The 20,711-nt window shown below is 64.2% G+C and carries 20 protein-coding genes; 10 read left to right on the forward strand and 10 right to left on the reverse strand.

The genetic code is table 11. The annotated features are described in order from the left end of the window. The first annotated feature begins 11 nt into the window (after positions 1 to 11). Complete coding sequence (locus ACFODV_RS06315; protein WP_379756362.1) at positions 12 to 1,304, forward strand: aspartate kinase; 1,293 nt, start codon at positions 12 to 14, stop codon at positions 1,302 to 1,304. A 1-nt stretch (position 1,305) separates the two neighbouring features. Here the strand turns inward: ACFODV_RS06315 and ACFODV_RS06320 are convergent, their stop codons facing one another. Together ACFODV_RS06320 and crcB are read right to left on the reverse strand one after the other, a co-directional pair. Beyond that, positions 1,306 to 1,701, reverse strand: coding sequence for a fluoride efflux transporter FluC (locus ACFODV_RS06320; RefSeq protein WP_379756365.1), 396 nt, complete (start codon positions 1,699 to 1,701; stop codon positions 1,306 to 1,308). Next, complete coding sequence (gene crcB, locus ACFODV_RS06325) at positions 1,698 to 2,081, reverse strand: fluoride efflux transporter CrcB (protein WP_379756368.1); 384 nt, start codon at positions 2,079 to 2,081, stop codon at positions 1,698 to 1,700. Before crcB ends, ACFODV_RS06320 begins: the two co-directional genes overlap by 4 nt. A gap of 194 nt (positions 2,082 to 2,275) precedes the next feature. Here crcB and ybiO point away from each other — a divergent pair, with 194 nt between their 5' ends. After that, the gene (gene ybiO, locus ACFODV_RS06330) at positions 2,276 to 4,576 is read left to right on the forward strand and encodes a mechanosensitive channel protein (protein ID WP_379757247.1); all 2,301 of its coding nucleotides are present in this window, start codon (positions 2,276 to 2,278) and stop codon (positions 4,574 to 4,576) included. 80 nt (positions 4,577 to 4,656) lie between these two features. On the opposite strand, the gene frdD is transcribed toward ybiO, so the two are convergent. From frdD to frdA, 4 genes are read right to left on the reverse strand one after another with little or no spacing between them, the layout of a single operon-like run. Then, positions 4,657 to 5,034, reverse strand: coding sequence for a fumarate reductase subunit FrdD (frdD, locus tag ACFODV_RS06335; protein ID WP_379756371.1), 378 nt, complete (start codon positions 5,032 to 5,034; stop codon positions 4,657 to 4,659). Beyond that, on the reverse strand, positions 5,034 to 5,429 hold the full coding sequence (locus ACFODV_RS06340) for a fumarate reductase subunit C (RefSeq protein ID WP_379756374.1): 396 nt from the start codon (positions 5,427 to 5,429) through the stop codon (positions 5,034 to 5,036). The genes frdD and ACFODV_RS06340 overlap by 1 nt, the downstream gene beginning before the upstream one ends. A gap of 10 nt (positions 5,430 to 5,439) precedes the next feature. Then, the gene (locus tag ACFODV_RS06345) at positions 5,440 to 6,159 is read right to left on the reverse strand and encodes a succinate dehydrogenase/fumarate reductase iron-sulfur subunit (protein ID WP_379756377.1); all 720 of its coding nucleotides are present in this window, start codon (positions 6,157 to 6,159) and stop codon (positions 5,440 to 5,442) included. Next, positions 6,156 to 7,940 carry a fumarate reductase (quinol) flavoprotein subunit gene (frdA, locus tag ACFODV_RS06350; protein ID WP_379756380.1) on the reverse strand — a complete coding sequence of 595 codons (1,785 nt, stop codon included), beginning with the start codon at positions 7,938 to 7,940 and terminating at the stop codon, positions 6,156 to 6,158. The genes ACFODV_RS06345 and frdA overlap by 4 nt, the downstream gene beginning before the upstream one ends. Positions 7,941 to 8,142: 202 nt before the next feature. Between frdA and ACFODV_RS06355 the strand changes: the two genes are divergently transcribed. Further along, the gene (locus ACFODV_RS06355) at positions 8,143 to 9,579 is read left to right on the forward strand and encodes an anion permease (RefSeq protein WP_379756383.1); all 1,437 of its coding nucleotides are present in this window, start codon (positions 8,143 to 8,145) and stop codon (positions 9,577 to 9,579) included. A 179-nt stretch (positions 9,580 to 9,758) separates the two neighbouring features. Here ACFODV_RS06355 and ACFODV_RS06360 read toward each other — a convergent pair whose 3' ends face one another. From ACFODV_RS06360 to hemC, 4 genes are read right to left on the reverse strand one after another with little or no spacing between them, the layout of a single operon-like run. Next, positions 9,759 to 11,033, reverse strand: a complete 1,275-nt coding sequence (locus ACFODV_RS06360; RefSeq protein ID WP_379756386.1) for a heme biosynthesis HemY N-terminal domain-containing protein — start codon at positions 11,031 to 11,033, stop codon at positions 9,759 to 9,761. Then, positions 11,030 to 12,544 carry a uroporphyrinogen-III C-methyltransferase gene (locus ACFODV_RS06365; protein ID WP_379756389.1) on the reverse strand — a complete coding sequence of 505 codons (1,515 nt, stop codon included), beginning with the start codon at positions 12,542 to 12,544 and terminating at the stop codon, positions 11,030 to 11,032. Before ACFODV_RS06365 ends, ACFODV_RS06360 begins: the two co-directional genes overlap by 4 nt. A gap of 7 nt (positions 12,545 to 12,551) precedes the next feature. Further along, positions 12,552 to 13,346 carry a uroporphyrinogen-III synthase gene (locus tag ACFODV_RS06370; RefSeq protein ID WP_379756392.1) on the reverse strand — a complete coding sequence of 265 codons (795 nt, stop codon included), beginning with the start codon at positions 13,344 to 13,346 and terminating at the stop codon, positions 12,552 to 12,554. After that, the gene (hemC, locus tag ACFODV_RS06375) at positions 13,346 to 14,287 is read right to left on the reverse strand and encodes a hydroxymethylbilane synthase (protein ID WP_379756395.1); all 942 of its coding nucleotides are present in this window, start codon (positions 14,285 to 14,287) and stop codon (positions 13,346 to 13,348) included. Before hemC ends, ACFODV_RS06370 begins: the two co-directional genes overlap by 1 nt. A 256-nt stretch (positions 14,288 to 14,543) precedes the next feature. Between hemC and argH the strand changes: the two genes are divergently transcribed. Genes argH through ACFODV_RS06410 form a run of 7 tightly spaced genes read left to right on the forward strand, consistent with a single transcriptional unit; the run spans position 14,544 to position 20,705 of the window. Then, positions 14,544 to 15,959 carry an argininosuccinate lyase gene (gene argH, locus ACFODV_RS06380; protein WP_379756398.1) on the forward strand — a complete coding sequence of 472 codons (1,416 nt, stop codon included), beginning with the start codon at positions 14,544 to 14,546 and terminating at the stop codon, positions 15,957 to 15,959. Continuing rightward, positions 15,959 to 16,117, forward strand: coding sequence for an LPS translocon maturation chaperone LptM (gene lptM, locus ACFODV_RS06385; protein WP_379756401.1), 159 nt, complete (start codon positions 15,959 to 15,961; stop codon positions 16,115 to 16,117). The genes argH and lptM overlap by 1 nt, the downstream gene beginning before the upstream one ends. A gap of 1 nt (position 16,118) precedes the next feature. Then, complete coding sequence (gene lysA / locus ACFODV_RS06390; RefSeq protein WP_379756404.1) at positions 16,119 to 17,420, forward strand: diaminopimelate decarboxylase; 1,302 nt, start codon at positions 16,119 to 16,121, stop codon at positions 17,418 to 17,420. Continuing rightward, entirely contained in the window at positions 17,420 to 18,268 is an 849-nt protein-coding gene (dapF, locus tag ACFODV_RS06395; protein WP_379756407.1) for a diaminopimelate epimerase, read from the forward strand. Before lysA ends, dapF begins: the two co-directional genes overlap by 1 nt. Positions 18,269 to 18,299: 31 nt before the next feature. After that, positions 18,300 to 19,016: a DUF484 family protein gene (locus ACFODV_RS06400; protein ID WP_379756410.1), complete on the forward strand. Its 717-nt coding sequence runs from the start codon at positions 18,300 to 18,302 to the stop codon at positions 19,014 to 19,016. Further along, positions 19,009 to 19,947, forward strand: a complete 939-nt coding sequence (locus tag ACFODV_RS06405; RefSeq protein ID WP_379756413.1) for a tyrosine recombinase XerC — start codon at positions 19,009 to 19,011, stop codon at positions 19,945 to 19,947. Before ACFODV_RS06400 ends, ACFODV_RS06405 begins: the two co-directional genes overlap by 8 nt. After that, entirely contained in the window at positions 19,941 to 20,705 is a 765-nt protein-coding gene (locus tag ACFODV_RS06410; RefSeq protein WP_379757250.1) for an HAD family hydrolase, read from the forward strand. The genes ACFODV_RS06405 and ACFODV_RS06410 overlap by 7 nt, the downstream gene beginning before the upstream one ends. Positions 20,706 to 20,711: the final 6 nt, after the last annotated feature.

The raw sequence follows: 20,711 nt of genomic DNA on the forward strand, positions 1-20,711 counted from the left end.
AGGAGCCTGCGATGCTCAGGGTCTACAAGTTCGGCGGCGCCTCGATCCAGGACGCCAACGCCATCCGTCATATGGGCGAGCTGCTGGCCGAGAAGGCGCCGAGGCCATCAGCCATGGTCGCCTCTGCCATGGGCAAGACCACCAACGCCCTGGAGGCGCTACTTCAGGCGGCCCGCCAGGATGATGAGACGCTCTACCGCCGGCGGCTAGCGGCGATTTGCGATGACCATCTGGCGGTGGCCGAGGCGCTGTTCGGACCAGAGTCCGCCGTGGCCGACGAGCTGAAGCAGCGGCTGGCCGAACTCGACAACGCGCACCATGCCCATCGGGACACCCCTTTCCCCTTCCATTATGACCAGACGGTGGGCATCGGCGAGCTGCTCTCCACCACACTGGTCGCCGCCTGGCTCAACGAGATCGGCGTGGCGACCCGCTGGTGCGATGCCCGGGAACTGATCATTACCGACGATCGCCATCAGGCGGCCAACATCGACTGGGTGGCGACCCGGGAGCGCATCGCATCGCTCGCACAGGCAAACGACGAGGTCCTGCTGACCCAGGGATTTATCGGCGCCACCGCGGACGGCGTCATGACCACCCTGGGTCGCGAAGGCTCAGACTTCAGCGCGGCAATCCTCGCCGAGGCGCTGGACGCCGACGAGCTGACCATCTGGAAGGATGTGCCGGGGCTGTTCAACGCCGACCCGCGGCGCTTCACCAATGCTCGGCAGATTGCACGGCTCAGCTTCGCAGAGGCCCTCGAGCAGACCTGGCACGGCGCCAAGGTGATCCATCCCCGCACCCTGGCCCCTCTGCAGCGCCGGGGAATACCGCTGACGGTACGCTCCTTCCTCGAACCCGAGGCGGCTCCCAGCATCATCGGGCCTGAGCTCGGCGAGGGCGACACCCTGCCCGCCTGCATGCTGCGCGACGACCAGCTGCTGCTTGAGGTAAGCCCGCGCGACGGCAGCTTCGTCGATGAGGCGCTAATGGCCGAGGTCCTGACACGCTTCGCCGAGGCCGGCCTGCACGCCAACCTGATCGATGTCGAGGCCTTGCGGCTGCGCCTGGCCGTCAACCACCAGCCGGAGAGACTCTCTCCCGCGCTGGAGGCGCTGGAAGAGCATTTCTCGGTGGCACGCCAGGAAGACCTGGTACTGCTCACCGTGCGCCATGCCGACGATGCCCTGCTGGACGCCCTGGAGGGTGGCCGGACCCGGGTGGCCGAGCAACGCAATGCCACTACCGCCCAGCGCCTCTATCGCGCCGCCGAGTGCCCCGACAGCTGGCGGCTCCCTGAGTGACTCAGGACGCGGCCAGTCGCCGACCTACCCCATGGCCATGCCAGGCGGCGGCCAGCCACAACACAAGGCTGGCCAGGCCATAGCCAAAGGCAGCGAGCAAACGACTCTCGGCCAGCAGCTGTATAAGCTCCAGGCCGAAGAGCGAGAAGGTGGTGAAGCCACCGCAGAAGCCGGCCACCAGGAAGGGCTGCCAGCGCGCTACCCGCCCCTGCAGGCGGGCGGCGGCCAGGGCCGCGAAAAGCGCGATCAACCAGGAGCCGAGCATATTGACCGCCAGGGTTGCCCAGGGAAACCAGGGCCCCGGCAGGGCTAGCAGCGCCAGGCTGACCTGATAGCGCAGGGAGGTGCCCAGGGCGCTGCCGGCCCCGACCGCTCCGTAGGCCCGCCAATCGATCATGTCAGGCCTCCCGCCAGCCAGGCGCCGGCAGCCACCGCGCAGAGGCCAGGCACCAGGGTAGCCAGCACATTGGCCAGCGCCATACGCGGGCGCCCCTCCTGCCACAGCGTCAGGGTCTGCAGGCTGAAGGTCGACACCGTGGTGTAGCCACCCAGCAGGCCAATGGCCAACAGCGACCAGGCGCTGCCTACCTCGCCCGGCAACGGTGGCCCTAAGAGGCCTGCCAGCAAGCCGATCATCAGAGAGCCACTGAGATTGACCGCCAGGGTTCCCCAGGGGAAGGCGACGCCGAGGCGCCGGCTCACCGCATTGCCCACCGCCACACGCAACATCCCTCCCAGGCCTCCTCCAGCCGCCACCAACAGCAGGCTGACTGCCATCGCCGCTCTCCCTTACTTTCGAATGGACCGCTTCATAACCGGTGGCATACGCGGCTTGTACCGCGTTGTGCACCGTAACAGGGCGGCTCGAGGTCTGGCCCTAAAGACCGTATCATGCCTCTTTATGCGTTACCCCTGGACCGACTCAACATGACACATCACACGCAAGAGACGGAGGTCACAGCGTGAATTCCATGCGAGCTCTACCCCTGATGCTCGGCTGGCTGCTGGTCGTTCTGCTGGCGTTGGCCGGACCGGCACAGGCTCAGCCGGCCGAAACAGACGGCCAGACGGCGAACGCCACCTTGGCCAATCTGCTCGAGAACGAGGAGACCCGCCAGCAGCTGATCGAGCAGCTGCGGGGCATGGCCGAGGCGTCTGCCGCCGAGCCGCCACCGGAGGAGGCCCCGACAGCCTCTCTGCCCCGCCAGCTGGCAGAAATCACCAGCCGGGTGGCCAACGACATCGGCGGCCAGCTAGGCAACGCTCTGGACGTACTGCGCACCATGGGAAGCGGTGATCTGGACAGCACCTTTGACATGGAGGCCTTTACCAGCGCCACCATCAACCTGGGCCTGGTCATTCTGGCCACCCTGGTGCTGTTCCTTGCTTTCCGCCGCACAGCCAAACCGCTGTTCACCAATATCAGCCAGTGGTCGCTGAACGGCGAGGGGCTCACCCCGGTGCTGAGGCTGATCATTTGCGTGGCCCTGGCGGCGCTCGTCGACGTGCTGATCGTGGCCCTTGCCTACCTGGGCGGCAACCTGCTCGCCACTTTTGCCATCGGCGAGACCGGCGAGCTCTCCACCCGCGCCTCGCTGTTCCTCAACGCCTTTCTCGTCATCGAGCTGCTCAAAGCGGGGGTGCGCATGCTGTTCGCCTCCCGCTACGAGGGGCTGCGCCTGCTGCCTATCACCTCCGACGAGGCCGCCTACTGGAATCGCTGGATAGCACGTCTGATCGGCCTGATCGGCTACGGTCTGATGGTGGTGGTACCGGGGATCAACGTCTATATCTCGCCCGCCCTGGGCCAGAGCGTCGGTACCCTGATCATGTTCGGCGCCTTCATCTATGCCGTGGCCGTGGTCATGAAGAATCGCCTGCGTCTGCGCGACGCCATCGACAACAAGGCGCGTCAGGCCACCATGGCCGCCAGCCGGGTGAGCCTGCAGCTCTTCGCCCGCACCTGGCACCTGTTCGCCCTGGCCTACTTCGTCATGGTGCTGGTGGTGACCCTGACCCGTCCGGTGGACGCGCTGCCCTTCGTGCTCTTTGCCACTCTCAAGACCATCGCCGCCGTGGTGGTGGGCCTGCTGCTCTCCAGTTTCCTGACCCAGACCATCGGCCGGCGCATCAACCTCTCCGATGACCTGCGTCGCAAGCTGCCGATGCTCGAAGCGCGACTTAACAGCTACGTGCCCAACGCCCTGCGGGTGATCCGTACCGTCATCCTGGCACTCGTGGTCATGCTGGTGCTCAACGCCTGGGGCGCCTTCGACCTGGCGGCCTGGTACGCCTCGGAGTCGGGCAGCAATCTGGTCGGCAAGCTGATCAGCGTGGCCGTGATTCTGGTCTTCGCCATCGGCGTATGGCTGGCACTGGCCAGTCTGATCGAGCACAAGCTCAATCCCGAGACAGGCAGTGGAACGCCCTCGGCCCGAGCCATGACCCTGCTCACGCTGTTCCGCAATGCGCTGGCCATCGCCCTGGTGACCATCACCTTGATGATTGTGCTGGCCGAGATCGGCATCAACATCGGACCGCTGATCGCCGGTGCCGGTGTGCTGGGCCTGGCCATCGGCTTCGGCGCCCAGAAGCTGGTCCAGGACATCATCACCGGTGTCTTCATCCAGGTCGAGAACGCCATGAACACCGGCGACGTGGTGACCGTTGGCGGCGTCACCGGCACCGCGGAGCGCCTGAGCATCCGTTCGGTAGGCATCCGTGACCTTAACGGCACCTACCACATCGTGCCCTTCTCCAGCGTGGACACTGTCTCCAACTACATGCGCGAATTCGGCTACCATGTGGGCGAGTACGGCATCGCCTATCGGGAGAGCATCGACGACGCCATCATCGCCCTGCGCGAGGCCTTCGACGAGCTGGCGGCCGACGAGGAGCACAAGATGAGCATCCTCGCCCCGCTGGAGGTGGCCGGCGTCATTGCCCTGGCCGACAGCTCGGTGAATATACGCGTGCGCATCAAGACCACGCCCGGCACCCAGTGGTCGACCGGCCGCGCCTACAACCGCCTGGTCAAGCTGCACTTCGACGCCAAGGGCATCGAGATCCCCTTCCCGCACACTACCCTCTACTTCGGGGTCGGCAAGGAGGGCGAGGCTCCTCCCGCCAACCTGCGGGTCATGCAGCAGCCCTTCGATATCGACGGACGCCCCGGCGGTCAGCCCCGCTCAGGCGAGAGCAGCCGGGCCGGCGAAGAGGACCCCCGCTCGAAGCCCAATCCCGAGTTCAAGGGTGACTTCGACGAGGACTAAGCCAACGGCTTGCTTTGTTCCCGATAAAGACGGGGCTGCCCATGGCAGCCCCGTCTTGTTTCATGCGTGTTAGCGCATGGCTAAAGGATTCCGATAACGAAACCGAGAAGTGCCATAACACTGAGCAGGGCGGCGCTGCCGTAGGTAGCCAGCTTGTTCAGATGTTCCTTTCCCAGCTTCAGGTCGTGCAAGCCGTGGCGGATACGATGGGCCGCATGGAACAGCGGCAGGCAGATCACGACACCGATAAAGATCAGCCCGGGCAAGCCGAACACCATGGACCGGGCACGCTCGAAACTCAGTGATTCCGGCGCCATGATCCCGGCCGGGATGAGCAAGGCGATAAACAGGATCGCCGCTGGGACAAACATCGCAAAGCAGACACCGCCAGCGCTGAACAGCCCCCACCAGATCGGCTCATCGCTTCTTTTTAAACTGCCAGATGTGGTCTTGTTCATCACTGTCCCCCCGTGAATATCCAGGCCGCCAGGACCATCACCGCCAACACGCCAAACCATTGACCCAACACCATAAGGTTCGCTGGCAGCAGACGGCCACCTACACGTAACGGCATGACGCGCGGGAACAGTTGGAAAAACGTCCAGGCATGAAACAGACTGGCAATAAAAGCCAGCGCATTGATCGCGATAACCAGAGGGTTTTGCATGAACGTAAGCCAACCCTGCCAGCTTTCAGCTCCCAGCAGCAGGTTATACAGCCCTGCCAGCAGGCAAAGGAGAAAGAACACCAGCGGAAGAACCGTGGCTTCCCTTGCCATGTATTTCTTGAAGTAAGGGTGCTTCAACCACCAGTCACGTTTCAGTTCGGGAAAGTAACTTGTTTGCTTTGCCATGACGCCGCCCCTAGCCTTTGAATATCCCGATCAGCATATCTTTCGCCGACTCGACTTTGCCTTGGTTTACCGCCGCAGCTGGATCGACATTTTTCGGGCAGACTTCCGAACAGAAGCCCACGAAAGTACAGCTCCAGACCCCTTCCTCGCGGTTCATTTGCGGCATGCGCTGCTTCTTGCCCTGATCCCGGCTATCCAGGTTATAGCGGTGTGCGAGCGTCAGAGCAGCTGGCCCCAGGAATTCAGGGTTAAGACCAAACTGAGGGCAGGCCGAGTAGCACAGGCCGCAGTTGATGCAGCCGGCAAACTGCTTGTACTTTTCCATCTGCGCCGGAGTCTGCTTGAACGTTTCGGTGCCTTCCCCGCTATCATTAATAAGATAGGGCTGCACCGCGGCGAGATGATCGAGAAACAGGTCCATATCGACGATCAGGTCCTTCTGCACCGGAAAGTGCGCGAGCGGCGCAATCTTCAGCGTTCCTTCGTAGTCGCGCAGAAAGCTCTGGCAGCCCAGCTTGGGGGTGTTATTCACCATCACACCGCAGGACCCGCAGATCGCCATGCGGCACGACCATCGGTAGCTAAGGCTGCCATCCAGCTCTTCCTTGACGTAGTTTAGAGCGTCAAGAACCGAGGTGCTGTCGTCGAAGGGGATCTCGAAATCCTGCCAGTACGGAGCACTGCCCTGCTCGGGAAGATAGCGTTGGATACTGAGCTGCTTGGTGGTCATTGCTTGATTCCTTTGCCGGCATCGCCATAGGCGCGTTCAGCGGGGGCGGACAGGTGGGTATCCACATCCTGCCAGCGAAGCTGGGCTGGCCCTTCAGCGTTGAAGAACACTTGGCTGTGCTTCAGATAATTGACATCGTCACGTTGCTGGAGGCCCTCCTCGAGCCGCTTATGGGCGCCGCGTGATTCCTTGCGCTCAAGAGCGCCCAGGCAGGTCGCCTCGGCGATGTCCAACCCGTAGCCCAGCTCAAGGCACTGCATCAGTTCGGTGTTATAGGCACGGCTTTTGTCCTGCAGTCGAATGTTCCGATAACGGGTCTGCAGGTCGCGAATCGTGTCCAGTGTAGCCTGCATCCCCTCGGCTTCCCGATAGATCCCGCAGCCAGTCTCCATCGTTAGCACGAGCTCACGCTTGAGCTCTACCCAGTTTTCCTCGCCTTCAGCGTCATACAGCTGCGCTATTCGGTTCTTCTGGTATTGCGCCTGCTCTTCCGGGACACGGCTGTCGGCAAAGGCGACCGTTGCTGCGCGCTGGCTAGCCTGCTCTCCCGCCAGGCGCCCGAAGACCAGCAACTCGGAGAGGGAATTCGAGCCCAGACGGTTGGCCCCGTGAAGCCCCACTGAGGCGCACTCGCCAGCGGCATACAGTCCCTTGATGCCGGTCTCGCAATTGGCGTCGGTTTCTATTCCCCCCATGGTGTAATGCACCGCCGGTCGAATCGGGATGAGCTCATTCACCGGATCGACATTGATGAAGACGTTGGCAAGTTCACAGATGAACGGAAGACGCTCATGCAGATACTCCTTGCCCAGATGGCGCAGGTCCAGGTAGACCACGTCGCTGTCGCCAAACTTGCCGGTTCGCCCCGCCTGCTGCTCCTGCCAGAAGGCTTGGGATAACTTGTCGCGTGGCCCCAGCTCCATGTACTTGTTCTGCGGCTCGCCCAGGGGCGTCTCCGGGCCGAGTCCGTAATCCTGCAGGTAGCGGTAGCCATCCTTGTTCACCAGGATGCCACCCTCGCCACGGCACGCCTCGGTAATCAACACGCCGGACCCTGGAAGCCCGGTCGGATGGTACTGGACAAACTCCATATCCCGCAGAGCAACGCCATGACGAAAGGCCATAGCCATGCCGTCTCCGGTGACGATGCCGGCATTGGTATTGAAGCGGAACAGGCGGCCCGCCCCGCCCGTCGCCAGGATCACCGACTTGGCGCGCAACAGAATCAGCTCACCGGTCGCGATCTCAAGCGCGATGACCCCGGCCACCGCGCCGTCGACGACCGCGAGATCGAGCACGAAATACTCGTCCAGACGTTCGATTTCAGGATACTTCAACGAGGTTTGAAACAGGGTGTGCAGCATGTGGAAACCGGTCTTGTCGGCGGCAAACCAAGTCCGCGCCGTTTTCATGCCGCCGAAGCGCCGTACCTGAACCGAACCATCCGGCTTGCGACTCCAGGGGCAGCCCCAGCGCTCCATCTGCACCAGCTCCCGATGAGCGTGGCGAATGAAATAGTCAACGACGCCCTGTTCGGCGAGCCAGTCACCCCCTGCAACCGTATCGTCAAAGTGCGCCTGCAAACTGTCCTCGGCACTGGTCACAGCGGCGGCACCACCTTCTGCCGACACTGTGTGGGATCGCATGGGATAGACTTTCGAGAGCATTACGATGCGCTGCTGACGGTTCTCTTTTCTGGCGCTTTCGGCAGCAGCGATCGCCGCTCGCAAGCCGGCACCTCCGCCCCCCACGATAACGATGTCAATGTCCTGTTCTCGCATGGTTCTCCCCGATGATCGATTGCCGGCTAGACCTGATTAACTGGATGATAGGCGTTCCTGGGCAGGATAAGGCGTCATCACATAACACCTTAGTTGAAAGAGCAGGCAACCTTGCTCAGGATCAACTAATTTTTCCATGAACCTGACTCACCAGCCCCTTTTTTCAAGGGGCTTAATGGGAAGCATACTCATGAAATACCTAATGAAGCTTGCACCGTTCATCGTGGCCATCATCGTGGCGCTGATGCCAGTGCCCGCCGGGTTGGCTCCCCATGCCTGGTATTTCTTTGCGATCTTTCTGGGCGTTGTCGTCGGGCTGGTGTTCGAGCCATTGCCAGGAGCGGTGATTGGTCTTATCGGCATTGTCGTCGCGGCGCTGTTGGCTCCATGGGTACTGTTCTCTCCCGAGCAACTGGCCGAACCTGGATTCAGTTCCTCCGGGCGGGCTTTTTCATGGGCGGTGTCCGGCTTCACCAATTCGACGGTATGGCTGATCTTTGGCGCCTTTATGTTCGCCCTCGGCTACGAGAAAACCGGGCTGGGGCGCCGGATCGCCCTATGGCTGGTCAAGACCATGGGGCGCAGGACGCTGACCCTGGGATATGCGGTGATGCTGGCTGACGCGGTGCTGGCTCCCTTCACGCCTTCCAACACGGCGCGTAGCGGGGGCACCATCTACCCAGTGGTGCGTAACCTTCCCGAACTCTACGATTCGCACCCGAACGATCCGAGCAGCAAGCGCATCGGCAGTTTCCTGATGTGGACAGCGATCGCCTCGACCTGCGTCACCAGCTCTCTGTTCTTGACCGCTCTGGCGCCCAATCTGTTGGCCGTTGCCTTGACCGAAACCGCTACGGGCATTCGCATCGGCTGGGGGGAGTGGTTCATGGCGGTGGCGCCGGTAGGTATCCTGCTGCTGCTGCTGACGCCACTGTTGACCTATTGGCTGTGTCCACCGGAAATCAAGTCGGGGAGTGCCGTTACCGACTGGGCGACAGGGGAACTCAAGCAGCTCGGCGGCCTGACCCGTAACGAAATTATTCTGCTCTGCCTGGTGGTCACGGCATTGGCCCTGTGGATCTTTGCCAGCGCAGTGGTGTCGTCGGCCCTGGTGGGGCTTATGGTGATCTGCGCCATGCTGATACTCGGCATCCTCAGATGGGACGATATTCTTGCCAACAAGGCGGCATGGAACACCTTCTTCTGGTTTGCCACTCTGGTGGCCCTGGCCGGAGGGCTCAATCAGGTCGGGTTCGTCGAGTGGTTCGGCCTGCTGGTCGGCGCTCGCATCAGCCACTTCGACCCGATGATGGCGATGATCGCACTGACAATCATCTTCTTTGTGTTGCATTACTTCTTCGCCAGCGTCACCGCCCATACCACGGCGCTGCTGCCGGTCATGCTGGCGGCAGCGTCTGGCATACCCGGTATCGACATGCACATGTTCGTGCTCATGCTGCTGCCGACACTAGGCATCATGGGTATTCTCACTCCTTATGCCACCGGACCGAGCCCCGTCTACTACGGCAGTGGCTATATACCCGGCCCGATGTATTGGCGTCTCGGTGCGATCTTCGGGTTGGTGTTCCTGGTGGCATGGCTGGGAATCGGAACGCCCTGGCTGTCGCTGATCAGCTAAGACGTCCCTGATAAGGTTTCCACAACCCTAGGTGAGCGGCGATGCCAGGTCAGGCAGCTTCACCGACAACTGGCCTGGCGCCGCCTCGAACACGATGGTCCTGCTGAAACTAGAAGGGGGCGCCTGAGCGCCCCCTGAAGTATTACCTTGAGTAACCACTACGATGGTTTGTGGGCGGGTCAGGCCTTGCTCTTGGCCTCGGCGTCCTTGCTGCCCTTGTCCTTGGTCAGCACGTCCTTGTCCTCGCGGGGCTGGGGCAGCGAGGGCAGTGACTTGTCGAGCAGCTCCACGCTCTGGCGATAGAAGAGCTGACTCTTGTTGTGCTCGCCAAGGTTGGCATAAAGCCTCGCCAACTCGGCACATACCACGCCGCTGGGTCGCTGCCGCTGGCTCGCCTCAAAGTACTCCTGAGCCTTGCCCCAGTAAGCATTGCGCAGGGCCAGACGCCCCAGAGTGAGCAGCAGATCCGGGTCGTTGGGCCGTTCCTGCAGCCACTTCTCGGCGGTAACCAATTGGCGGGCGGCATCCACATCGAGCAGCCCGTAGCGCAGCACCAAGCGACTGTCCCAGTTCTCCTTGAGCGAGTGTCGGAGCAGCCGCTCGGCGATAGGCTCCTGGCGGCCGCGCACCAGCGCCTCGGCGTAGAGCACAATAAGATCGATATTGCCGCGCAGATGGTCGGGCATATCGGCCCACAAGCCGCGGATTTTCTCGATGTCGCTGCCCTCGCGAGCCTCGCGCACGATCAGCTCGCGATAGGCACGCTGCTCCAGCTGGTCGCGCTCCTCCTTCGAGATCAGCTGCTGAGCGCCCAGGCGTGGCATCAGCCGACGCAATCCGTCCCAGTCGCTGACGCTCAGATAGGCCTGCTTGAGCTGCTTGAGTACCTGAGGGTGGTTGGGCATCTGGCGGTCCAGCCGAGTGAGGATGGCCAGCGCCTCTTCATACTGCTGGCGGTCCAGCATCAGCTGAGCCTGCATCATGCCCACCGCAGTATCGGCACCTTCGGTGCTCAGATGAGCCCGCTTGAGCAGGGTGTCGGCCTGGTCGAAGCGGCCCTGGTAGTGAGCCGCCAGAGCGGCGGAAAGATAGTTGACCAGCGGGGTGCTGGAATCGTCCGCCGCCTTGACCAGTGCTTTTTCGGCTTTCTTCCAGCGACCCTCGGCCAATGCCACAAGACCGCGCACGGTGCGTTTCATGGCATTGCGGTTGCGAGTGCGACTGTTCCACACCTTGAAGCGCGAAACGGGTCGGGTCAGGCGCATTAGCACGCGCAGGGCAAAGTGCAAGACCAGGAAGGCGGTCAGCAGAATCACCAGGCCAAACCAGAACGAGGTCTGGAAGGAGACGTCACCCACCCTTACCAGCCAGTAGCCGGGCACCGACATCATCAGCTGGCCGAACAGCGCGCCCAGCGCCAGGCCGAGGACGACGATCAGGATCAGCTTTCTCATGCGTCATCTCCCCGGCGCGATTCGAACCGGCGCTCGATGAAGGTGGCCAGAGCCTGCTGGGAACCGCTGATGTCCGGCAGCTCCGGGCGAATTGCCTGGGCCTTGAGTTCAGCCAGGTGCTCGACGACCGACTGCACGCCGGAGGCGGAGGTGTCGTAGTAACCATTGATCAGGGTCAGGGCCTTGTCGAGGCTCGCCTCATAGAGCCCCTGCTCTTCCTTGAGCAGCGCCAGCTGTGACTGCTCAAGGACCAGGCGAACGCTCTGACGCAGGTAGGACTCCTGCTCGGGAGTGATCAGCGCCTCAAGCTCCGCATCGTGGTGGCGAATAGTGACCAGTTCCTTGAGCTCCTGACCGAAGCGCGAGAGCTGATTCTGCCAGTTGCCGGTCGGCGCCTCTTCCATGCCGGAGCGAACGGTGATCTCTTCGATCTCCTGGGAGAGCGGCTGGCTCGAAATCTGCTGCTGCTGGGCATTGAGCGACAGCCACAGGCCGGTGCGATCAACCCGGGGTACGGCGTCGAGAGCGGCAAGTTCGCTGGCGATTTCTCGGCGAATCGGCACCAGGGCGGGATTGTCCGCCTCGCGCAGGCGATCATCGGCGGTGCGCAGCAGAGCCGCAGCGCCTGTCACGTCACGCTCCAGCTGCAGACGCTGATTGGCAAGGCGCAGCAGGTAGGCCGCCTCGGCGTGGAGCCAGTCGCGCTCGTCAGTCTCCTGCTCGCGAGACAATTCGGTCAGCACCTGGTCCAGGGTCTCGTTGACCTCCCCCTGATAGCTGGCGAACTCCCCCTGAAGGACCTCGATGGCACCGTCGATGGCGGCGTCACGCTCGCTCTCGCCTTGCTCCAGGCGGCTTTCCAGGCTCGCTAGCGCCGAGGCGCTGGCAAACTGGCCGGAGGCGGACTCCAACTCGGCAATGCGCGCCTGTTGGGCATCGAGCTTCTGCCACGCCTGCCAGCCGAATAGCGCCACGGCAATGGCAAGCAAGATCACCAGCACGATGGCGGCGAGGCCCGCCTTGCCTCCCTTGCCGTCACCACCGCCTGCCGGGCGAGCCGCACCGCCAGCACCGCTGCCGCCGGCAGCCGATTTGGGTTCGGCAGGCTTGCTCTTGCCGGCAGCGCCGGAGGGCTTGTTGGATGGGGCCTTATCTCCACTGGCAGCCTGGGGAGATGATGCCGGCTTTTCCTTTGGAGCGGCCGACGCGGGCGTATCGCCTTCGGCAGTCTCGCCCGGCTTACCTGCGGCAACGGCATCTGGTTTACCGGCAGCCTGGGCCGGCTTGTCGCCATTACCTTGGGCATTGCCGGTGGGAGCCGTCGACTTTTCCGCCTCTTTGGTGGGCTCTGACGAGCTCTGGGAGGCAGCGTTCTGGCTGGCCTTGTTGTCATAGCGCCGAGAACGTCGTCGGCTCTGGGGGTTACCCTTGCCGGGGTCGCTGCCCGAGGCCGCCGCTTGTGCGCCATCGGGTGCTTTCTGTTCATCTTGCTCGTGTGGTTGCTTGCTCATCTTGTCGCTAGCCCTTTTCGAGATCGTCTTGATCGACATCGGCTTCCTGCGGGTGGCAGGTGGCGGTCAGCGCCACCGTCAGTGCGGTTGGCGTGGCGCCGGACGCCACGACAGGGGCACGAAACCCCAGCTTGCTGGCCAGTGTAGCCAACCGGGTGCTGGAAACGATTAGCGGTTGGTTCAACGCGGCGCCTTTACACCATCTTGCCAGATGTTCGAGGATTTCTCCGCTGCTGACCACCAGGGCACGAAAGTTACCCTGTGATAGGCGGCGCTGCATGTCGAGAGAAGGAAGAAGCGGGGTACGTCGATAGACCGCCAGCCGGGTGACCCGGGCCCCGCGTGCGGCGAGGGTTTCAGCCAACAGCGTACGCCCCCCTTCGCCGGCCACCAGCAGGATTTTTTCGTCTGCCAGGCGTTGCAGAGAGCCCAATCGAAGCAGTGCCTCGCTGGTATCCTCGCCGGCCGCGGCAGGTGGAATGTGGACCCGCACGCCCAGCCGCTGGTGCAGAATGTCGGCAGTGACCGCCCCCACGGCGTAATAATCGATGCCCACCGGAAGCTGAGGCCAGTAGCGATCCAACGCTTCGGCGAGGCACTCGGCAGCGAAGGGGCTCACCACCACTATCCGGCGGAATTGGTCGACATCGAGCCATACGGCACGCTGTTCCGAGCTCTCGGGCAGCGCCTCGAGCCGCAGCGAATCGAGGCGCATCACCGGCAGCCCGCTGGCTTCGATAGCCGCGGCCAGCACGTCGCCCCGCTCGCCGGGCCGGGTGATGACGACCGGAAGTCCATCCATCAGCCGGCGCCGTAGACCTCGGCGAGAATCTCGCCGGCACCCTGATCGAGTAGTTCCTCGGCCACCCGGATACCCAGCGCCTCTGGCTCATGGATCGAGCCGCGTCCCTCGGCGCGAAGCACCCGCCTGCCGTCAGGAGTGCCCACCAGAGCCCGAAGCCACAGGGTTTGACCATCGTTTTCAAACACGGCATGGCCGCCGATCGGCACCTGACAGCCGCCCTCCAGGCGTGTATTCATAGCCCGCTCGGCGCGCACTCGGGTCGCTGTAGACGGATCGTCAAGCGGCGCCAGCAGCGCAATCAGCTCGGGGTCGTGCAGGCGACATTCGATGCCCAGCGCGCCCTGTCCGCAGGCAGGTAGGCAGACCTCGGGGGGGAGTTCCATCGCGATACGCTCGTCGAGGCCCAGGCGGCGCAGGCCGGAGGTGGCCAGCAAAATGGCGTCAAACTCGCCGGCATCGAGTTTGCCCAGGCGCGTCTGCACGTTGCCGCGTAGGCTGAGGACCTCCAGGTCAGGACGGGCCTCTTGCATCTGCAGACCCCGACGCAGGCTCGAGGTCCCGACTCGCGCCCCCTCGGGTAGCTCCTCCAGGCTGGCATAGTGGTTGGAGACGAAGGCGTCGGTGGCCTCGGCCCCTTCCAGGATCACCGAAAGTCCCAGCCCCTCGGGAAAATGCATGGGCACGTCCTTCATGGAGTGCACGGCGATATCGGCACGACCATCGAGCATCGACTCCTCGAGCTCCTTCACGAAGAGTCCCTTGCCTCCCACCTTGGCAAGCGGTGTGTCGAGAATCTTGTCGCCGCGAGTGGACATTGCCACCAGTTCCACCTCGAGCCCAGGATGGGCGGCCAGAAGACGGTCGCGGACATGTTCGGCCTGCCACATGGCCAGTTGACTCTTGCGAGTGGCAATACGCAGCTTGGTGATGGGTTGCACGAAGTTCTCCCTGTTTCGGTTCCCCTGCCGGCGTCCAGCAGCACCGGCTCCCGAAAATATTAGTATTGCTTACAGCATATAGGCTCTCATCATAAAGCACCCGGAAGGGCAGGAGAAATCAACGCCTCAGGCGGCCCCTCGCCACTCGAGCGGACTCTGGTACACTGCCCGACATGTCCAGCCAGCGCCGCCGCGGCGGCGCCGGGGCCCTGGGGCCCCGCCTCACCGCAACCCGTTACGCAGGATGCCCAGCCCGATGAGCGCAGATTCCACCACCNGCACCAACCAGTCCTGGGGCGGCCGCTTCAACGAGCCCACCGACGACTTCGTCGCCCGCTTCACGGCCTCGGTCGACTTCGACCAACGCCTCGCTTTTCACGACATCCAGGGGTCCATCGCCCACGCCACCATGCTGGCCCGGGTCGGTGTGCTCAGCGAGGCTGAGCGCGACGCCATCATCAGCGGACTGAACGAGATACAGGGCGAGATCACCCGCGGCGAATTCCAGTGGTCCGTGGCACTGGAAGACGTGCACATGAATATCGAAGCGCGACTCACCGACACGATCGGCATCACCGGCAAGAAGCTGCATACCGGTCGCTCCCGCAACGATCAGGTAGCTACCGATATCCGCCTGTTTCTGCGTGATGAAATCGATCGGGTTGCCACCGAGCTCTCCCGCCTGCGCTGCGGCCTGATTGAACTGGCCGATCGCGAGGCCAACACCATCATGCCTGGTTTTACGCACCTGCAGACGGCACAACCGGTCACCTTCGGCCATCACCTGCTGGCCTGGCATGAGATGCTGGCCCGAGACCACGAGCGGCTGCTCGACTGCCGCAAGCGCGTCAATGTAATGCCATTAGGGGCGGCGGCCCTTGCCGGCACCACCTACCCCATCGATCGCCATGTCAGCGCCGAGCTGCTCGGCTTCGAGCGCCCCGCCGAGAACAGTCTGGACGCGGTCAGCGATCGCGACTTCGCCATCGAATTCACCAGCTTCGCCAGCATTCTGCTGATGCATCTGTCACGGATGAGTGAAGAGCTGGTGCTGTGGACCAGCGCCCAGTTCGACTTTATCGACCTGCCAGACCGCTTCTGCACCGGCTCTTCGATCATGCCGCAGAAGAAGAACCCCGACGTGCCGGAACTGGTGCGCGGCAAGACCGGTCGCGTTTACGGCCACCTGATGGCGCTGCTGACCCTGATGAAGTCCCAGCCGCTGGCCTATAACAAGGACAATCAGGAGGACAAGGAGCCGCTGTTCGACACCGTGGATACCGTCAAGGATTGCCTCAAGGCGTTCGCCGACATGGTGCCGGCCATCGAGCCGAAGAAAGCGCAGATGGCCGAGGCGGCTCGGCGCGGTTTTTCCACCGCCACCGATCTAGCCGATTATCTGGTGCGCAAGGGCGTTGCCTTCCGCGATGCTCACGAGATCGTCGGCCTCTCGGTAGCCTACGGACTGAAGCAAAAGAAAGATCTTTCGGAAATGAGCCTTGAAGAACTGCGCCAGTTCTCCAACTTCATCGAGGGTGATGTCTTCGAGGTGCTGACTCTGGAGGGCTCGGTGGCCGCTCGCAACCATATCGGTGGCACCGCCCCCGACCAGGTGCGCGCCGCCGCCCAGCGCGCCCGCGACGCTCTCAGCGCTCTGCAGGCAGGTGCCTGATGGCCCGCCCCGCGCTTACCGCTCTGCTCCTTGCGCTGCTCGTCGGGGTGGCCGGCTGCGGCCAGAAGGGCCCGCTCTATCTGCCCGACGACGAGCAGGCGGCCCAGCAATACGGCCCCCGTGACGCCGCCAACGCCCCCGACGACAGCGAGAGCTAGCATGGACTACTTCAATTACCGCGACGGCGTGCTCTACGGCGAGGAGGTCCCGCTGACCCGCATCGCCGAGCAGTTCGGCACGCCCTGCTACGTCTATTCCAAGGCCACCCTGGCCCGACACTTTCGCGCCTACACCGAGGCCCTTGGCGGCCACCCTCACCTGATCTGCTACGCGGTGAAGGCTAACTCCAACCTCGCCGTGCTGGGCTTGCTGGCCCGCCTGGGCGCCGGCTTCGATATCGTATCGCTAGGCGAGCTGGAGCGGGTGCTGGCTGCCGGTGGCGATCCCGCCAAGGTGGTGTTCTCCGGTGTTGCCAAGCAGGAGGCCGAAATGGCCCGGGCGCTGGAGGTGGGTATCAAGTGTTTCAACGTGGAGTCACGGCCTGAACTCGAGCGACTGGACGCGGTGGCTGGCCGGCTCGGCAAGGTCGCGCCGGTATCACTGCGGGTCAACCCGGACGTGGACGCCGGCACCCATCCCTACATCTCTACCGGGCTCAAGGACAACAAGTTCGGGATCCCGGTGGACGAGGCGCTGGCGGTCTATGAATTGGCCGCGAGCCTGCCCCACGTCAAAGTTACCGGCCTGGACTGCCATATCGGCTCCCAGCTCACCGAGCTTTCCCCCTTCCTGGATGCACTGGATCGCTTGCTGGTGCTGCTCGAGACACTGCGCAAACGCGGCATCGAGGTGCAGCACCTGGATCTGGGCGGCGGCCTGGGCGTGCCCTATCGTGATGAACACCCGCCGGCCCCCTTCGACTACGCCTCGGCGCTTCTTGAGCGCCTCTCCCGGTGGGAAGGCAGCGACCGTCTGACCCTGCTCTTCGAGCCGGGCCGCTCGATCGCCGCCAACGCCGGCGTGCTGCTGACCCGCGTCGAATTTCTCAAGCCCGGCGAGACGAAGAACTTCGCCATCGTCGACGCCGGCATGAACGATCTCATCCGCCCTGCGCTCTATCAGGCGTGGCAGACAATTCTGCCGGTGGACACTCGCCGCGCCCGAGATACTGCCACCTATGACGTGGTCGGCCCGGTGTGCGAGACAGGCGACTTCCTGGGCAAGGATCGCGAACTGGCCATAGCCGCCGGCGACCTGCTGGCGGTGCGCTCCGCCGGGGCCTATGGCTTCGTGATGGCATCGAACTACAACAGCCGCACGCGCCCCGCCGAGGTGATGGTGGATGGCGAGGTCGCCCACCTGGTCCGCCGCCGCGAGCGCCTCGAGGAGCTGTGGGCCGGCGAGGCCCTGCTGCCGGAAGCATCACTACCGGAAGACCCCTTGTCGAAGGACGCCACCTGATGCTGCTGCACTTCACCAAGATGCACGGCCTTGGCAACGACTTCATGGTGATTGATCTGGTCACCCAGCGGGCCCGTCTACAGGACGACCAGATCCGACGCCTGGCCGACCGCCGCTTCGGCGTCGGCTTCGATCAGTTGCTGATCGTCGAGCCACCCCAAAACCCGGATCTGGATTTCCGCTACCGTATCTTCAACGCCGACGGCAGCGAAGTAGAAAACTGCGGCAACGGAGCACGCTGCTTCGCCCGCTTCGTGCGTGACCAGCGGCTGACACACAAGCACGAGATCCATGTGGAGACAGCCGGCGGCCCGCTGGTCCTGCTGGTGGAGGACAACGGCCGGGTGCGGGTCGACATGGGCGAGCCGCGCTTCTCCCCCGAGGCCTTGCCCTTCACGCCTGAGCCCTTCGATGCCGCCGAGGATCGCCCGCTGCATGCCCTTGAGGTGGACGGCGAGCGCCTCGAGATCGGGTTAGTGTCCATGGGCAACCCCCATGCGGTATTGCGGGTCGACGACGTCGATCGCGCTCCGCTGGAACGCCTGGGGCCGGCCATCGAGTCCCATCCGCGCTTTCCAAAACGGGTCAACGCAGGCTTCATGCAGGTGGTGTCCGAACATGAGATACGTCTCAGAGTGTATGAGCGAGGCAGCGGCGAGACCCTGGCCTGCGGCACCGGGGCCTGCGCCGCGGTCGCCACCGGCATTCGCCAGGGGCTGCTGAAGAGTCCCGTCACTGTGCACCTGTCTGGCGGCGACCTGACCATCGAATGGGGTGGTCCCGGCACCTCGCTGGCCATGAGCGGCCCCGCTGAACGCGTCTATGACGGCCGCATCATCCTGATCTGAGGCCGACGAGGCCCATCGCCGAGGAATTGGTATGACAAGAGCCGTCCCCGAACCGCGCAAGACCCTCGACCCGGATCGAGTGGCCGAGTGGCTGGCCACCCACCCGGACTTCTTCGTCGGTCGCGAGGGGCTGCTGCAGCAGCTGCGCGTGCCGCATCCGGAGGCGCGTGGCGCTACTTCGCTGCTGGAGCGGCTGGTCCACGATCTGCGCACTCGCGCCGAACAGGCCGAGTGGCGGCTGGAGCAGCTGCTCGAATCGGCCCGCCACAACGAGGGCCAGTACCGGCGTACCCGGGAGCTGGTCCTTGCGTTGCTGGAGGCCCAGGACGGCGACGCCCTGGGCCAGGCCCTGGCCACCCAGCTCGGTGAATGCTTCGCCACGCCGGCGGTGGCGCTGTGGTGCCCGGCCAGCCTGACCGATGCCGACCCCCAGCCGCCCCAGGCGCCGCGCCAGGTACTCGACGAACACGCCGGTTCACGCCTGGCGGCCCTCCTCGACGGCCGCAGCAGCCGCTGCACCCGTCTCACCCCCACCGACTGGAAGAGGCTGCTGCCCCACACCGCGGCACCGCGACGCTCCGGCTCCTGCGTCATTACTCGGCTGACTCTGGGCGAACCGCTGGGCTACCTGGTTCTCGCCAGCCCCGACGCCGACCACTTTCGCGCCAGCATGGACACCCTGTTTACCGAATACGTGGGCGACGTGGTGGCCCGACTGCTGGTGCGCCACTCAGCGCGTTATGGCTGAGCACCCTACCCCACAAGGCCCCCTGACCGGGGAGGTCGAAGCCTTCCTGGCCGGGCTCAGGCGCACCGCCAGCCCAGCCACGCTGGATGCTTATCATCGCGACCTCACGGCTCTGCTAGCCTTCCTGGCCGAGCGTGATATCGACGACTGGCGACGGCTGGACGCCGCCCTGCTGCGTCGCTTTTTGGGCGGCGAGCGCGCCAGGGGGCTGGCGCCGCGAAGCCTGGCCCGGCGCCGTTCGGCCATTTCGCGACTGGCCGATCACCTGGTCACCCTTGGCCGGCTAGACCACAACCCGGTGGCCCTGACCCGCGCGCCCCGCCAGCCTCGCCATCTGCCACGTCCGGTGGATGTCGACCGCCTGAAGCATTTCCTGGAGACCCCCCACGATGGCTCACCGCTGGCCGTGCGCGACCAGGCCATGCTGGAGCTTTTCTACTCCAGCGGCCTGCGCTTGGCCGAACTGGCAGGGCTAGATCTTGTCGATCTACAGCCCGAACGGGTGCGCGTGCTGGGCAAAGGCGGCAAGCCCCGCCAGGTTCCGGTGGGTCGTCACGCGCACCGCGCGCTGGATATCTGGCTCGCCCTGCGGGAGACACTGGCAGCCCCTGGGGAGACGGCCCTCTTCGTGGGCAACCGTGGTGCAAGGCTGGGGCACCGAGCCATCCAGCAGCGCCTGGCGCTGATCGCCCGCCGCCGCGGACTCGACGAACATCTTCATCCCCACCGCCTTCGCCACTCCTTCGCCAGCCATCTGCTGGAGTCGAGCCAGGATCTGCGCGCCGTCCAGGAACTGCTGGGGCATGCCAACCTGGCGACCACCCAGGTCTATACCCGGCTGGACTGGCAGCACCTGGCGGCCAGCTACGACGCCGCCCACCCCCGGGCGAGACGCCGTCCCGCTCGGGACCATGACGAGGAGCCATCGTGAAACTGGAGGCGATCACCTTCGACCTGGACGACACCCTGTGGGATAACGGCGGGGTGATGCAGCGCACCGAGACCGGCCACTATGCCTGGCTGGACGAGGCACTGGCCGACTGGCTGGCGGCGCACGACGAGGCGCACGACAAAGAGGCACGCCCGACAGACGAACGAGGGCGCTTCGCCGAACGTTTTCCGCTCGAGGCCTTTACCAATCGCCGCCTGCACCTGGCCGGCGAACACCCTTTGCGCCGCGGCGATTTCACCTGGCTGCGCCGCCGGGCACTAGCCGAGCTGCTGGGAGAGTACGGGCTGGCGGCGGAACACGCCGAACATTGGGCCATGCAGGCCATGGAGCGCTTCATGGCGCTGAGACATGAGGTCACGCCCCATGCGGAAGTGGAAGTGCTGCTTGAGACTCTGGGGACGCGCTACAAACTGGCCAGCATCACCAACGGCAATGTGGACGTCACTCGCCTGGCGTTGGGGCGCCACTTTCCGGTGATCATTGCCGCCGGCGAGCTGCTGGCCCCCAAGCCAGACGCGCGCCCCTTCCTGGCCGCCCTGGCCCGGCTCGGGGCCGTGCCCTCGCGGGCGCTGCACGTGGGTGACTCCTGGGCAGACGACGCCCTTCCGGCTCGACGCCTGGGCATGCAGGCAGCCTGGATCGGCCCCGACGACCGCTCCCTGCCCCCCGGCATCCACCGGCTGGACCATGTGCGCGAGCTGCCGGAGCTAATCACCTGGCTAGTCAGGCGGCGCTGACACAGT

Origin of the sequence: Halomonas tibetensis, from assembly GCF_042643535.1 — a bacterium.
GTDB classification, from domain to species: domain Bacteria; phylum Pseudomonadota; class Gammaproteobacteria; order Pseudomonadales; family Halomonadaceae; genus Halomonas; species Halomonas tibetensis.